The organism is Methylocystis sp. SB2, from assembly GCF_049817085.1.
GTDB lineage: Bacteria > Pseudomonadota > Alphaproteobacteria > Rhizobiales > Beijerinckiaceae > Methylocystis > Methylocystis rosea.
The window spans coordinates 1681669-1695513 of record NZ_CP187401.1; the positions used below are offsets into that span (position 1 = coordinate 1681669).

Genomic DNA, 13845 nt, shown 5'->3' on the forward strand with positions numbered 1-13845 from the left:
GGCGTGACAGAGACAGCCGCTTAACTGCTCTTCACTCTCTTATCGGCCGGCAGGCTCGCCAACGCCTGCTGACGCAGCTTATCGATCTCCACACGCGTCTTGCGCGCCTCGGCGCGAGCAATCTTCGCGGCGCGCCGCACGGAGAGATGCCCAAGCCAGGAAGAGATCCCGCCCGCAAGCACGCCAATCGCCATCGACGCCAGAACGACAAGGAAGATCGGCGCCTCGAAAGAAGGACCCGATCCGTCGCTCGGCGCGAAGGGATCAAGCCCGATGCGCACCGAGCCACGATTGGCCATCGAGAAAAACAGAATGATGAGCGCCAGAGGAACGAAAATGATGACGCGCAGGATGGACTTCATAACATCTCCCTCTTGCCGGCGCCGCGCAACACGCTGGGCAGCCGCCACATATAGCCGCCGCTTCGCCGCTGCCGCGCGTCCCGAGACCCAGAGGACGCAGCCGCTTTAAATCGCATCAGCCCGGATAATTCTCGTTGAGGCGCTCGCGCATCTCTTTACCGGTTTTGAAGAACGGCACGCTCTTTTGCTGCACCGACACCTGCGCGCCCGTGCGTGGATTACGGCCGGTGCGCGCATCGCGTTTCTTGACCGAAAACGCGCCGAAGCCCCGCAATTCAACGCGATCGCCCCGCGCCAATGCCGAGGTGATCTCGTCAAGAATCGTGCTGACGATCGTCTCGACGTCGCGCTGGTAAAGATGGCCGTTTCGGCGCGCGATACGTTGAATAAGTTCCGACTTTATCATGAGCCGATCCAATATGTTGGCGTCGAACACAGCGCGACGCCCGAGTCAGTTTGCGGCCGAATGCTGCCAAATCGCCAAAAGGCCGTCAAGCTCGCCGCTCCGTTCGAGGAGAATTGATTTTTCTAAAAAACCGGCGATCGATTCCAATCCGGCGACCCGCGCGAGGCCGGCGGCGGCGCCGACAAGCCCAAGCCGCTCGAGGCTGGATTTCTTCTTCCACTCGCGCACCGGCATGTCTTTCGCAATTCCCTTGTTGGCGACGAGCCAATCGATGGCCTCGCGTTGGCCGCCGATGAGATCGACAAGCTTCAGCGGCACGCCCTGGCGCGCGGTGAAAACACGGCCGTCAGAGACCTTCGCCAGTTCCGCGTCGTCAAGCTTGCGCCGCTCCTGAACCAGCGCCTTGAACCAAGCGAAGGAGTCAGCGACAAGACTGGCGACCGCCTCGCGCGCTTCGGGGCTCGTCGGTTCGAGCCCGTTCGGCGCGGCCTTGAGCGGCGACGATTTTATCGTCTCGACCTCGACGCCCCAATTGTTAAGCAGCTTCGAGACGTTGGGATATTGGAACAGCACGCCGATCGAGCCGACGAGCGAATTGCCACGCGCGACGATCGTGTCGGCGGCGAGCGCGGCGATATAGGCGCCGGACGCGGCCACCGTTCCGACAACGGCGACGACGGGCTTCTTCTCGGCGACGCGCCGAAGCTCCTCATAGAGTCGTTCCGAGCCTGTCGTCGTGCCGCCGGGACTCTCAATCTCCAGCAGCAGAGCCTTCGTTTGGCTCGACTCCCCAATCTTCTTGATCATATCGATCGTGTCATCGTCGCCGGTGATGACGCCCTGCAGCTCAAGACGGGCGATATGCGGCGTGAGCTTATCCGCCGAGTCGGCGCCGCCGAGCCGCACCACGGCGACGAGGCCCGCGACGCCCAAGGCGATCAGGGCGGCGAGACGCCACCAGCCGAGCTTGCGGCGAAGCCTGCGGCGATCAACGAAATAGTCGGTGGGAGGTGACATCCAAGGGTCCCGATGGCTGGCGTGGCGCGCGGAGGCTCGCCGCGCAGAACGTAATGCCGAGATCGACGATTTGGAAGACGCCCGCCGGAGGCGCTTACCGTCGCGTCGCCTCCATCGCCCAGGCGAGATAATCTTTGTCCGCCTCGGCGACGTCGATGCGCAGAATTTCCGGCGTCTCATAGCTATGCAGACGGCGGACCAGTTCGGCAAGCGCGGGATAGTCGTCGCCGCGCGCTTTCATGTGCAACAAAAACTCAGGCTCTTCGCGCATTTCGTCCTTCCAGACGTAGTGGCTGCGAATGGGATGTATCTGAACGCAGGCGGCGAGCTTCGCCGAGAGCGCCGCCCGGGCAAGCGCGCGCGCCTTTTCCTCGTCGTCAATCGTCGTGACGAGGATCGCAAGCGCGCTCATGCCGATTCAACCGCCGATGACGGTCGTGAACACCTGCCCGCCGCGCGCCAGGGTGATCTTCCAATAGTAGGCGCGCCCTGCCGTTACGCTCTCCAGATCGCGCGTCGTCCCGATCTTTTGATCATTGACGGCGAGAATGATGTCGCCGCGCTGCAGATTGAGCTGCTGCGCGTAGGAGCCGTCATCGACCTCGGACACCACGACGCCATTGGTCGTTCCCTGCACCGACATCTCTTCGATGACCGCGGGAGAAATATTCATCACCGTCGCGCCGGCGAAGGGCGACGCGCCCTTTATCCTTATCGCGTCGCGCGGCGGCGTTTCCGGCGCCGGCGCGAGGCGAATTTGCGCGACGATTTTTTTGCCGCCGCGCAACACGCCGAGCGTCGCCTGCCCGCCAATCGGCTTCGTGGCGAGCCGATAGCCGACCGCCTCCGGGTCATCGGCCGTCTGGCCGTCGACCGAGATAATGACGTCGCCGCGCTTTAGGCCGGCTTCAGCGGACGGCCCCTTCGGATCGACGTCGGCCAGCAGAGCGCCGGTGGGGCGATCGAGCCCGAGGCCGTCGGCGATCTCCTGCGACAGCGACTGCAGCGTCGCGCCCATCCAGGCCCGCCGCACCTGCTTGCCGCCGCCCTTCGCGGCGGCGATTACGCTCTTGACCATATTGACGGGGATGGCGAAGCCGATGCCGACCGATCCGCCGGACTTCGAGAAAATCGCGGAATTGATGCCGACGACGCGCCCGTTCATATCGACCAGCGGTCCGCCCGAGTTGCCGGGATTGATCGCCGCGTCCGTCTGAATGAAGAAGCCATAGTCGCTGATGCCGACATGGGTGCGCGAAAGCGCCGAAATAATGCCTTGCGTCACCGTTTGACCGACGCCAAAGGGATTGCCGATCGCGAGCGTCAAATCGCCGACTTCGAGCGCATCCGAATCGCCAAGCTCCATCGTCGGGAAATCGGCGCCGTCGGCCAGTTTCAGCACCGCGAGATCGGTGCGCGGATCGCGCAACAAAATCTTCGCGGCGAATTCGCGCTTGTCGGCGAGCGCCACCTTCACGTCGGTCATGCCCTCGATCACATGGTTGTTGGTGACGACGAGGCCGCTTTGATCGACGATCACGCCCGAGCCCAGCGACTGCGCCATGTTGCGCCCCGGCATGCCGCCGCCCTCGCCGAAAAAGCGACGAAAGATCGGGTCATCGAACAGCGGATTGGCGGGCATGCGCTCGACGCGCGACGCGAAGACGTTGACAACGGCAGGCTGCGCCTTTTTGACGACCGGCGCGAAGGAATTCATCAACTCGCCGCGGCTCGTCGGCACGGCGCGATCGGGCGCCGGCGGCGTAAAGCTCTCGACACGGCCAGGCGGCTTTGGCGAGGCGGTCTGAGCCGGTTCAGGCGAAACTTCGGCGCGCGCGGAGACCAAAGGCGCCGCAAGGACGCAGGCGAGCGCCGCAGCCATAATAATGTGACGCGCCGAAATCTTCATGAAGCGCTCCGTAAGCTCGTTTTTGACGGCGCATTTATAGACGCAAAGACGCGAGACGATAAGAATGCGCTGCGATGATGGTTCCGTGCGGAGAAGCGCCGACGAGGCGCCAGCCGGACGTCCGGGCGTGCGAGGTTCTCGGACGCTTCCTTGCTCTTAAAACGCGTTCGGCGCCGCATCCCCGTAATCGAGATACGACGCCGTGTTTTCTGATCATCATGACGATCGAAACGGTCGCCTTTGAACCGCTTACGCGGCCGCCTCTTCTTCGCGGATCGGTCCCGAGTCCTGACCCCTGGCGTTCACGTCGCGATCGACGAATTCGATGACCGCGAGCGGCGCATTGTCGCCGTAGCGGAAGCCCGCCTTCAGCACGCGCGTATAGCCGCCGTTGCGATCCTTGTAGCGAGGTCCGAGCACGTCGAAGAGCTTTCCGACAAGCTTGACGTCCTTGATCTTGGCGATCGCCTGCCGGCGCGCGTGGAGGTCGCCGCGCTTGCCCAACGTCACGAGCTTTTCGACGACGGGACGCAGATCCTTCGCCTTCGGCAGCGTCGTGACAATCTGCTCATGCTTGATGAGCGCCTGCGCCATATTGGCGAACATCGCCTTGCGGTGCTCATGCGTGCGCCCGAAGCGGCGCTTCTTGTGACCGTGATACATGCGGCTCTCCGTTGATTATGCGGCCGCCGTGCCAAGGAACGGCCGTCTCCATTATTTCCCTCTCCCGCTCGCGGGAGAGGGTGGCCCCGCGAAGCGGGGCCGGGTGAGGGTATTTCCCGCGCCCTCATCCGTCGCGCATTCGCGCGACACCTTCTCCCGCCGCAAGCGGGAGAAGGTGGAAACTCAATAATGCTCCTCGAATCTCTTCGCGAGATCGTCAATGTTCTCCGGCGGCCAGCCAGGGACTTCCATGCCCAGATGCAGACCCATCTGCGCCAGCACCTCCTTGATCTCGTTCAAGGACTTGCGGCCAAAGTTCGGCGTGCGCAGCATCTCGGCTTCCGACTTCTGAATGAGGTCGCCGATGTAGACGATGTTGTCGTTCTTCAGGCAGTTCGCCGAACGCACCGAAAGCTCCAACTCGTCCACCTTCTTCAGCAGCGCCGGATTGAAAGCGAGCTGCGGAATCGACGGCGCGGCCTCCTCGCGGCGCGGCTCTTCGAAATTGACGAAGACGTTGAGCTGGTCCTGCAGAATGCGCGCTGAATAGGCGATCGCGTCTTCCGGGCTCATCGCGCCATTCGTCTCGACCGTCAGCGTCAGCTTGTCATAGTCGAGAACCTGGCCCTCGCGGGTGTTTTCGACGCGATAGCTGACCTTTTTGACCGGCGAATAGAGGCTGTCGATCGGAATGAGGCCGATCGGGGCGTCTTCGGCGCGGTTACGGTCGGCGGGCGCATAGCCCTTGCCGTTGGCGACGGTGAACTCGATGCGGATCTCGGCGCCTTCGTCGAGCGTGCAGATGACGAGTTCAGGGTTGAGGACCTGCACGTCGCCGGTCACCTGGATGTCGCCCGCGGTGACGGCTCCCGGTCCCGTCTTCTTGAGCGTCAGGCGCTTCATGCCATCGCCCTGGTATTTGATGGCGATGTCCTTGATGTTGAGGACGATGTCGGTCACGTCCTCGCGCACGCCGGGGATCGACGAGAACTCGTGCAGCACGCCGTCGATGTGAATCGACGTGATCGCCGCGCCCTGCAAGGACGACAGCAGAATGCGGCGCAGGGCGTTGCCAAGCGTCACGCCGAAGCCGCGCTCCAGCGGCTCGGCGACCGCGGTCGCGACGCGCTTGGGATCGTCTCCGGCGGCGACTTCGAGCTTGTTCGGCTTGATGAGTTCCTGCCAGTTCTTCTGGATGCTCACTTGGAGGCCTTTCCTTGAAGCTCCTGAGTGCGGCGCCGGGCATGCGCCGCGCCGCGCGAAATCAAATCAGACAATGAACTCAGACGCGGCGGCGCTTGCGCGGCCGGCAGCCGTTGTGGGGAATGGGCGTCACATCGCGGATCGAAGTGACGGTGAAGCCCGCCGCCTGCAGCGCGCGCAGCGCCGACTCACGGCCGGAGCCCGGACCGGCGACTTCGACTTCAAGCGTGCGCACGCCGTGCTCGCCGGCCTTGCGGGCGGCGTCTTCGGCGGCCATCTGCGCGGCGTAGGGCGTGGATTTGCGCGAGCCTTTGAATCCCATCGACCCGGCGGACGACCACGACACAGTGTTGCCTTGCGCGTCGGTGATGGTGATCATGGTGTTGTTGAACGTCGAATTCACATGCGCGACGCCGGAAACGATGTTCTTGCGCTCGCGGCGGCGAACGCGCGTTGTGTCTTTGGCCATTTTTTCTTGCGTCCTTCAAACGCGCCCGTAGTTCCAGGCGCTAGGGATTTCGGTTGTCATGGCCGGGCGTGTCCCGGCCATCGATGATCGTCTTGACGGCCGATTACTTCTTCTTGCCGGCGATCGGCTTCGCCTTGCCCTTGCGGGTGCGGGCGTTGGTGTGCGTGCGCTGGCCGCGCACGGGAAGCTGGCGGCGATGGCGCAGGCCGCGATAGCAGCCAAGGTCCATCAAGCGCTTGATGTTGATCGCGACTTCGCGGCGCAGGTCGCCTTCGACCATGTAGTCGCGGTCGATGGTTTCGCGGATTTGCAGAACTTCCGCATCAGTGAGCTGCGCCACGCGGCGCTCGGCCGGGATGCTCACCTTCTCGCAGATTTCCTCTGCCTTCTTGGCGCCAATGCCGTGAATATATTGGAGCGCGATGACGACGCGCTTGTTGGTCGGGATATTGACGCCTGCAATACGGGCCACTTTGTCTCTCCATGTGAGAAGGAGCCTTAAGCTCCGGGAATACGCCCGCGTCCGGTGGAGCCCGGCCCATGCGAACGGTTGTGAACCGTCTTCATACGAAAACGGGCCCCGCCCCCCAATTCGGGAGCCGGAGCCGACTGTCCAACAACGTGAAGACTGCCTATTTAGGGGCCAACGGGTTGAGGGTCAAGCGATTCCGCGAAAAAATCTAGCCGGCGCGCGATAGGGCGCGATCGATCTCCGCGGTGACCTTCTCAATCGGCGCCATCCCATCGATCCTGGTCAGTTCGCTACGCTTGGCGTAGTGCGCCGACACCGGGGCCGTCTGGGCCCGATAGGCTTCGAGCCGCGTCTTGAAGCTTTCCGGATTGTCGTCGGCGCGCACCGCGCCCCCCGCGGCGCGGGTTTCATCCACCCGTTTGCGCATCCGGTCGACGAGCGCGCCTTCGTCGACGGCGAGCTCGAGCACGGCGTCGAGCGTTAAGCCCCGGCGCACGAGAAGCTCCTGCAGCGCCTCGGCCTGCGCCACAGTGCGCGGGAAGCCGTCGAGAATGAACCCGCTGGCGCAGTCAGACGCGCCGAGCCGTTCGTCGATCAAGCCGATCACGACTTCGTCCGGCACCAGCGCGCCAGCGTCCATAATCTCCTTGGCCCTCAGGCCAATCGGCGTTTTCGCGGCGACCGCGGCGCGCAGCATGTCTCCTGTCGACAGCTGCGGCACGCCGTGCTTTTCGACCAAACGCGCCGCCTGCGTTCCCTTGCCGGCCCCGGGCGGACCGAGCAGCACCAGCCTCATCGGGCGCGTTTCCCGCCGCGAAGCTTGGTCTTGCGAATCAGGCCCTCATATTGCTGCGCCTGCATATGACCGTGGATCTGCGCCACAGTATCCATGGTGACGCTGACGACGATGAGCAGCGAAGTGCCGCCGAAATAGAACGGCAGATTGGCGTAGGCGATGAGCCCTTCCGGAATGATGCAGATGACCGCCAGATAGGCCGCGCCGAGCACCGTGATCCGCATCAGCACTTCGTCGATGAATTTCGCGGTGCGTTCGCCGGGGCGAATGCCCGGCACGAAACCGCCGTGCTTCTTGAGATTGTCCGCCGTCTCGACCGGATTGAAGACGATCGCGGTGTAGAAGAAGGCGAAGAACACGATCAATCCGACATAGGCGAGCATATACAGCGGCCGCCCGTGGCCGAAATAGGCCGAGATCGTCGCGAAAATGCTTTCGCTGCCGGTCGATTGGTAGAAATTCGCCACGGTCGTCGGCAAGAGCAGCAGCGACGATGCGAAGATCGGCGGGATAACGCCGGACGTGTTCAGCTTCAGCGGCAGGAAGGACGTCTGTCCCTCGTAGACGCGGTTGCCGTGCTGCCGCTTGGGATAGGTGATCAGCAGGCGTCGCTGCGCGCGCTCCATGAACACGATGAAGGCGACGACGGCGAAGGACATGATGATGACGCCGATGATCAGCGCCGTCGAAATGGCGCCCTGCCGGCCGAGCTCCAAGGTGGACACGATCGCCGACGGAAACGCGGCGACGATGCCCGCAAAGATGATGAGCGAAGATCCGTTGCCGATTCCGCGCGAGGTGATCTGCTCGCCAAGCCACATCAGGAACATCGTGCCGCCGACCAGCGTCACGACCGTGGTGATGCGGAAGAACATGCCCGGATCGGTGACGACGCCCTGCTGGCCCTCTAGCCCGATCGCCATGGCGTAGGCCTGGAACGTCGCGAGCGCGACGGTGAGGTAACGGGTATATTGGTTGAGGACCTTGCGGCCCTGCTCGCCCTCTTTCTTCAGCGTCTCGAGCGTCGGAATCACCGACGTCAGCAGCTGGACGATAATCGACGCCGAAATATACGGCATGATATTGAGCGCGAAGATCGCGCGGCGCTGCACGGCGCCGCCCGCGAACATGTTGAAGAGCTCCAGCATGCCCTTCGACTGGCCGAAAAAGCTTTTCGCGAAAGCCTCGGGGTCGATGCCTGGCAGCGGCACGTAAGTGCCGAGGCGATAGACGATCAGCGCGCCCAGCGTGAACAGGATGCGCTTTTTCAATTCCTCGGATTTGCCGAAGGCGGAGAGATTGACGTTGGCCGCGAGCTGCTCGGCTGCCGATGCCATGAAGGAACTCCCCTTTCGCGCCGCTGTCGACGCGACGCCATTTTGTTGGGCTCAGCGCTCGGAGCTATCAGCGCGCGAGGCTCGCCCGCTCCGTTCGGAGCGTTTGGTATAAAACAGCGCAGCCGCTCATGCGAGAGCGGCCGCGCCTTTTTGAGTTACGGCGCTGGCGTCTCGCCGGCGAGAAGTTTCACGGTGCCGCCGGCGCCCTCGATCGCCGCGACCGCCGATTTGGAGGCCGCCGAGACCTCGAAGGCGAGCTTCGTCTTCAACTCGCCCTGGCCGAGGATCTTGACGCCGTCGCGCGGCCTGGTGACGACGCCGGCCGCAAGCAGCGCCTCGACCGTCACCGGCGCGGCGGCGTCGAGCTTGCCGGCGTCGAGCGCCTGTTGAATGCGCCCGAGATTGACCTCGTTGTAGTGGGTCGAGAACGGATTGTAGAATCCGCGCTTCGGCAGACGCCGATGCAACGGCATCTGACCGCCCTCGAAACCCTTGATCGCCACGCCGGTGCGCGCCTTCTGGCCCTTGACGCCGCGCCCGCCGGTCTTGCCCTTGCCGGAGCCGATGCCGCGGCCGACGCGCATGCGGTTCTTGCTCGCGCCTGGATTGTCGGTGATTTCATTAAGTTTCATGGCCGCGTCCTCACTTCCCGTCGACGGTTTTGGCGTCGACGATTTTCACGAGATGCGCCACCTTAGCGATCATCCCGCGCACGGCCGGCGTGTCTTCCAGCGCGCGGCGGCGGCCGATGCGCGTCAGGCCGAGGCCAAGAAGCGTACGGCGCTGCCGTTCGGGACGGCCGATCGGGCTGCCGATCTGTTCGACGACGATCTGCTGCGTGCTCTTCGTCATGGGTCGTCTCCTTACGCGTCGACGGCGTCGGCGTCGACGCCTTGACGGCGCGACTGCAGCACCGAAACTTTAAGCGAGCGGCGCGCCGCGACGGAGCGCGGCGAGTCTTCGCGGCCGAGCGCATCGAAGGTCGCGCGGATCATGTTGTAGGGATTGGACGACCCCTGGCTCTTCGCCACGACGTCGTGCATGCCCAGCGTTTCAAAAATCGCGCGCATGGGACCGCCGGCGATGATTCCGGTGCCGGCCGGCGCAGCGCGCAGAATGACGCGGCCCGCGCCATGGCGGCCATGAACGTCATGATGCAGCGTGCGGCCTTCGCGCAGCGGCACGCGGATCAACGCGCGCTTGGCCGCTTCCGTCGCCTTGCGGATCGCCTCAGGCACTTCGCGCGCCTTGCCGTGTCCATAGCCAACGCGGCCCTTCTGGTCGCCGACGACGACGAGCGCGGCGAAGCCGAAACGCCGGCCGCCCTTCACCACCTTCGCGACGCGATTGATGTGGACCAGACGATCCACAAATTCGCCGTCGCCGTCACGATCCCGATCGCGGCCGCGACCGCCTTCTCCTTCACGCGCCATTGTCTCTTCCGTCACTTACGCGGCGTGATGCGCCGCTCGCTTCCTTCACTGCCGACCCATTGGATCGACGCCCGGCGCTTGAGCGCCGGCACGCATTCCGCGCGAGAAGCGCGCGCCCTCAACGACGCGCGCCCCCTGTTAGAACTCCAGACCGCCCTCGCGGGCGCCGTCTGCCAGCGCCTTGACGCGCCCGTGATACATGTAAGCGCCACGATCGAAAACGACCTCTTTGACGCCCTTGGCGACGGCGCGCTCCGCGAGGAGCTTGCCGACGACCTTCGCCGCCTCGACGTCCGCGCCGGTCTTCAGACCTTCGCGGTTCGCCTTCTCGAGCGAAGAGGCGGCGGCGACCGTCGCGCCCTTCTCGTCGTCGATGATCTGCGCGTAGATCTGCTTGGACGAGCGAAACACCGAAAGGCGCAACCGCCCCTTGGCGCGTTCACGGATCGCCCGGCGCACCCGCGCCTTTCGACGCTGTTCGACTTTGACATCCCTGGCCATGGCGGGTCCTTACTTCTTCTTGCCTTCCTTGCGGAAGATGAATTCATTGGCGTATTTGACGCCCTTGCCCTTGTAGGGCTCGGGCGGGCGCAAGGCGCGGATCTCGGCGGCGACTTGACCGACCTGGCGCCGATCCATGCCGCTGATGCTGATTTCCGTCGGCTTCGGCGTCACGATCGCGATGCCGGCCGGAATCGGATAGTTCACGTCATGCGAATAGCCGAGCGCGAGTTGCAGCGTTTTTCCCTGCACCGCGGCGCGATAGCCGACGCCGGTGATCTCAAGCTTCTTCTCAAAGCCCGTGGTCACGCCGACGACGATATTGTTGATCTGGGCGCGCGCCGTTCCCCACAGCGCGCGGGCGCGCTTGGTTTCATTGCGCGGGTCGACCGAGATGGCGTTGTCCTGCTGGACGACGGAGACGTCGTCGGGCGCCAGAAACTCCAGCTGGCCCTTCGCGCCCTTCACCTGCACGAGCTGACCGTCCACCTTGGCGGTGACGCCGGCGGGAATGACGACAGGCTTCTTGCCGATACGAGACATGGTTGCAAATCCTGTTTGATGAAGCGCAAGGTCTAGAAGACCTTGCACAGCACCTCGCCACCGACATTATTCTCGCGCGCCGCGTGATCGGCCATGACGCCCTTCGGAGTCGACACGATGGTGACGCCGAGGCCATTCGCCACGCGCGGCACTGCGTCAACCGCCGCATAGACTCGGCGACCCGGGCGCGACACGCGTTCGATCTGCTTGATGACCGGCTCGCCGTCGAAATACTTCAGTTCGATCTCGAACTCGGTCCGGCCATTGCCGAAGTCGGTGCTGCTATAGCCGCGGATATAGCCCTCTTCCTTCAGCACGTCGAGCACATGCGCGCGCAGCTTGGAGCCCGGAGAGGACACCTTGTCCTTGCGGCGCATCTGCGCGTTGCGGATGCGGGTGAGAAGATCGCCCAATGGATCGTTGATCGCCATCTGCGTCTCCTTACCAGCTTGACTTCACGAGGCCGGGCACCAGGCCGCGGGACCCCAATTCGCGTAGCGCAATGCGCGACATTTTCAGCTTGCGATAAAAGCCGCGCGGACGACCCGACACTTCGCAGCGGTTACGCACGCGAACGGGCGCGGAATTGCGCGGGAGCTCAGCAAGCTTGAGACGCGCCTCGAACTGCTCTTCGACGCTCAGCGTCTTGTCATTCGCGACCGCCTTCAGCCGCGCGCGCCGCCCGGCGTAGGACTTCACGAGCCTTCGCTTCCGCTTGTTGTTCTCAATCGCGCTTTTCTTCGCCATTACCAGTTTCGCCTTTCAGTATCCGCGTTTGAGGAGCTGTTACGCCCTCACTGCCGGAACGGGAAATTGAACGCCTTCAGCAAGGCGCGCGCCTCTTCGTCGGTCTTGGCCGTCGTGCAGACAATCACGTCCATGCCTAGGATCGACTCCGCCTTGTCGTAGTCGATTTCGGGGAACACGATGTGCTCCTTGATGCCGAGCGCATAGTTCCCGCGACCGTCGAACGACTTCGGATTCAATCCGCGGAAGTCGCGCACGCGCGGCAGCGCCACGGTGATCAGACGATCCAGAAACTCATACATCCGCGTCTTGCGCAGCGTCACCTTCGCGCCGATCGGCATGTTCTCGCGCAGCTTGAAGGTCGAGATCGCCTTGCGCGCGCGGGTGACGACCGGCCGCTGGCCGGCGATGAGGCTAAGGTCGGCCGCCGCCGACGTCGCCTTCTTGCTGTCGTTGACGGATTCGCCGACGCCCATGTTGAGCACGATCTTCTCGATCGTTGGCACTTCGAGCGCGTTCTTATAGCCGAACTGCTTCTGCAACGCCTCGCGTACGACCTCTTCGTAATGCTTGCGCATGCGCGGCACATAGGCGCCGTCCGCGCCGACCGCTGCCGCGTCGTCGCCGGATGTCGCCGGCTTTTCCTTAGCCGCAGGCTTTTCGCCGGATTTGGCGGCGGCCTTCTTGGGCTCCTTCGCCTCCGCGCCCTCGGCGGCGGGCTTTTGAGCCTTGGCGGGCTTTTCGGCCTTGGGCTTCTTTTCCTCAGCCATCGATCAATTCTCCGGAACGCTTGGCGACGCGGACCTTGCGGCCGTCGTCGAGAATCTTGAATCCAACGCGCGTCGCCTTGCCGTCCTTGGGATCGGCGACCGCCAGATTCGACAAATTGATCGGCGCGGCCTTGTTGATGATGCCGGCTTCGCGATCCTTGGTCTGACGCTGATGACGCTTGACGATGTTGACGCCGTCGACGACGGCGCGGCCCTCGTCGGGAATCACGCGCAGCACCTCGCCGCTGCGGCCTTTGTCGCGGCCGGCGAGAACGACGACTTTGTCGCCCTTCTTGATCTTGGCGGCCATTACAAAACCTCCGGGGCGAGCGAGATGATCTTCATGTGGTTCTTGGCGCGCAGCTCGCGCGGCACCGGCCCGAATATGCGGGTGCCGATCGGCTCTTTCTGATTGTTGATCAGCACCGCGGCGTTCGAATCGAAACGGATCACGGAGCCGTCAGCACGCTTGATGTCCTTCGCGGTGCGAACGACGACGGCCTTCAGCACATCGCCTTTCTTGACGCGGCCGCGCGGAATCGCCTCCTTGATCGACACGACAATAATGTCGCCGACGCCGGCGTATTTGCGCTTGGAGCCGCCCAGCACCTTGATGCACATCACGCGGCGCGCGCCGGAGTTGTCGGCGACGTCGAGATTGGTTTGCATCTGAATCATGGCTTACCCGCCTTTCGTTCCGGTCTGGTTTCGGTTTCGCGCCGACTTCGTCCGGACAGTTCGTTCTAACGACTACGCCTCGGCCGTCACTTCGACGACCCGCCAGCGCTTCAATTTCGAGATCGGCGCGGTCTCTTCGATCGTCACCGAGTCGCCCACCTTGAACGCGCCGTTCTCGTCATGGGCGTGATAGTTCTTCGTGCGGCGCACCGTCTTCTGGAACAGCGGGTGGGTGAAGCGACGTTCGACCTTCACCACCACGGTCTTGTTCTGCTTGTCGCTGACGACGACGCCCTGGAGAATTCGCTTCGGCATGGCGCTTTAACCCTGCTTTTCGGCGCGCTTATGCGCGGCGATGGTTTTCGTGCGGGCAATGTCGCGACGAACGACGCGCACGCGTGAGGTGTTCTCGAGCTGGCCGGTCGCCCGCTGGAAGCGCAGATTGAACTGCTCTTTCTTGAGCTTCAGCACTTCGTCATTGAGCTGATCTTCGGTCATCGCCTTGATGTCGGAGAGGCGCTGTTTGGATTTCATCACGT

At 63.5% G+C, this 13845-nt stretch carries 23 protein-coding genes; all 23 read right to left on the bottom strand.

Annotated features, from left to right (window positions below):
* Positions 1-20: 20 nt before the first annotated feature.
* The 23 genes from ACPS74_RS08155 to rpmC all read right to left on the bottom strand — a co-directional run bounded on the left by ACPS74_RS08155 (position 21) and on the right by rpmC (position 13840).
* Positions 21-362: a LapA family protein gene (locus ACPS74_RS08155; RefSeq protein WP_018405995.1), complete on the bottom strand. Its 342-nt coding sequence runs from the start codon at positions 360-362 to the stop codon at positions 21-23.
* A gap of 115 nt (positions 363-477) precedes the next feature.
* Positions 478-768 carry an integration host factor subunit beta gene (gene ihfB, locus ACPS74_RS08160; RefSeq protein WP_014890734.1) on the bottom strand — a complete coding sequence of 97 codons (291 nt, stop codon included), beginning with the start codon at positions 766-768 and terminating at the stop codon, positions 478-480.
* Between the two features lie 45 nt (positions 769-813).
* Positions 814-1785, bottom strand: coding sequence for a signal peptide peptidase SppA (gene sppA / locus ACPS74_RS08165; RefSeq protein WP_029648652.1), 972 nt, complete (start codon positions 1783-1785; stop codon positions 814-816).
* A 94-nt stretch (positions 1786-1879) separates the two neighbouring features.
* The gene (gene cutA, locus ACPS74_RS08170; RefSeq protein ID WP_029648653.1) at positions 1880-2197 is read right to left on the bottom strand and encodes a divalent-cation tolerance protein CutA; all 318 of its coding nucleotides are present in this window, start codon (positions 2195-2197) and stop codon (positions 1880-1882) included.
* 6 nt (positions 2198-2203) lie between these two features.
* Complete coding sequence (locus ACPS74_RS08175; RefSeq protein WP_029648654.1) at positions 2204-3694, bottom strand: DegQ family serine endoprotease; 1491 nt, start codon at positions 3692-3694, stop codon at positions 2204-2206.
* A gap of 249 nt (positions 3695-3943) precedes the next feature.
* Positions 3944-4357, bottom strand: coding sequence for a 50S ribosomal protein L17 (gene rplQ, locus ACPS74_RS08180; RefSeq protein WP_029648655.1), 414 nt, complete (start codon positions 4355-4357; stop codon positions 3944-3946).
* Between the two features lie 183 nt (positions 4358-4540).
* On the bottom strand, positions 4541-5560 hold the full coding sequence (locus ACPS74_RS08185) for a DNA-directed RNA polymerase subunit alpha (protein ID WP_018406002.1): 1020 nt from the start codon (positions 5558-5560) through the stop codon (positions 4541-4543).
* Between the two features lie 79 nt (positions 5561-5639).
* The gene (gene rpsK, locus ACPS74_RS08190; RefSeq protein ID WP_029651565.1) at positions 5640-6029 is read right to left on the bottom strand and encodes a 30S ribosomal protein S11; all 390 of its coding nucleotides are present in this window, start codon (positions 6027-6029) and stop codon (positions 5640-5642) included.
* Between the two features lie 103 nt (positions 6030-6132).
* A complete protein-coding gene (gene rpsM / locus ACPS74_RS08195) occupies positions 6133-6501 on the bottom strand; it encodes a 30S ribosomal protein S13 (RefSeq protein ID WP_018406003.1) in 369 nt (122 codons plus the stop codon).
* A gap of 208 nt (positions 6502-6709) precedes the next feature.
* A complete protein-coding gene (locus ACPS74_RS08200; RefSeq protein WP_029651566.1) occupies positions 6710-7297 on the bottom strand; it encodes an adenylate kinase in 588 nt (195 codons plus the stop codon).
* Positions 7294-8634: a preprotein translocase subunit SecY gene (secY, locus tag ACPS74_RS08205; RefSeq protein WP_029651567.1), complete on the bottom strand. Its 1341-nt coding sequence runs from the start codon at positions 8632-8634 to the stop codon at positions 7294-7296. The genes ACPS74_RS08200 and secY overlap by 4 nt, the downstream gene beginning before the upstream one ends.
* 155 nt (positions 8635-8789) lie before the next feature.
* A complete protein-coding gene (rplO, locus tag ACPS74_RS08210) occupies positions 8790-9266 on the bottom strand; it encodes a 50S ribosomal protein L15 (RefSeq protein WP_029651568.1) in 477 nt (158 codons plus the stop codon).
* A 10-nt stretch (positions 9267-9276) separates the two neighbouring features.
* Positions 9277-9486: a 50S ribosomal protein L30 gene (gene rpmD / locus ACPS74_RS08215; protein ID WP_014890745.1), complete on the bottom strand. Its 210-nt coding sequence runs from the start codon at positions 9484-9486 to the stop codon at positions 9277-9279.
* 11 nt (positions 9487-9497) lie between these two features.
* Entirely contained in the window at positions 9498-10067 is a 570-nt protein-coding gene (gene rpsE / locus ACPS74_RS08220; protein ID WP_018406007.1) for a 30S ribosomal protein S5, read from the bottom strand.
* A gap of 138 nt (positions 10068-10205) precedes the next feature.
* Positions 10206-10568 carry a 50S ribosomal protein L18 gene (rplR, locus tag ACPS74_RS08225; RefSeq protein ID WP_018406008.1) on the bottom strand — a complete coding sequence of 121 codons (363 nt, stop codon included), beginning with the start codon at positions 10566-10568 and terminating at the stop codon, positions 10206-10208.
* A gap of 9 nt (positions 10569-10577) precedes the next feature.
* Complete coding sequence (rplF, locus tag ACPS74_RS08230) at positions 10578-11111, bottom strand: 50S ribosomal protein L6 (RefSeq protein WP_029651569.1); 534 nt, start codon at positions 11109-11111, stop codon at positions 10578-10580.
* A gap of 32 nt (positions 11112-11143) precedes the next feature.
* A complete protein-coding gene (gene rpsH, locus ACPS74_RS08235) occupies positions 11144-11542 on the bottom strand; it encodes a 30S ribosomal protein S8 (RefSeq protein ID WP_014890749.1) in 399 nt (132 codons plus the stop codon).
* 10 nt (positions 11543-11552) lie between these two features.
* The gene (gene rpsN / locus ACPS74_RS08240) at positions 11553-11858 is read right to left on the bottom strand and encodes a 30S ribosomal protein S14 (RefSeq protein ID WP_014890750.1); all 306 of its coding nucleotides are present in this window, start codon (positions 11856-11858) and stop codon (positions 11553-11555) included.
* A gap of 47 nt (positions 11859-11905) precedes the next feature.
* A complete protein-coding gene (gene rplE, locus ACPS74_RS08245) occupies positions 11906-12628 on the bottom strand; it encodes a 50S ribosomal protein L5 (protein WP_036242102.1) in 723 nt (240 codons plus the stop codon).
* Positions 12621-12938: a 50S ribosomal protein L24 gene (gene rplX, locus ACPS74_RS08250; protein ID WP_018406011.1), complete on the bottom strand. Its 318-nt coding sequence runs from the start codon at positions 12936-12938 to the stop codon at positions 12621-12623. The genes rplE and rplX overlap by 8 nt, the downstream gene beginning before the upstream one ends.
* The gene (gene rplN, locus ACPS74_RS08255) at positions 12938-13306 is read right to left on the bottom strand and encodes a 50S ribosomal protein L14 (RefSeq protein WP_018266630.1); all 369 of its coding nucleotides are present in this window, start codon (positions 13304-13306) and stop codon (positions 12938-12940) included. The genes rplX and rplN overlap by 1 nt, the downstream gene beginning before the upstream one ends.
* A gap of 72 nt (positions 13307-13378) precedes the next feature.
* Entirely contained in the window at positions 13379-13621 is a 243-nt protein-coding gene (gene rpsQ / locus ACPS74_RS08260) for a 30S ribosomal protein S17 (RefSeq protein WP_018406012.1), read from the bottom strand.
* A 6-nt stretch (positions 13622-13627) separates the two neighbouring features.
* Positions 13628-13840: a 50S ribosomal protein L29 gene (gene rpmC, locus ACPS74_RS08265; protein WP_018406013.1), complete on the bottom strand. Its 213-nt coding sequence runs from the start codon at positions 13838-13840 to the stop codon at positions 13628-13630.
* Positions 13841-13845 lie beyond the last annotated feature (5 nt).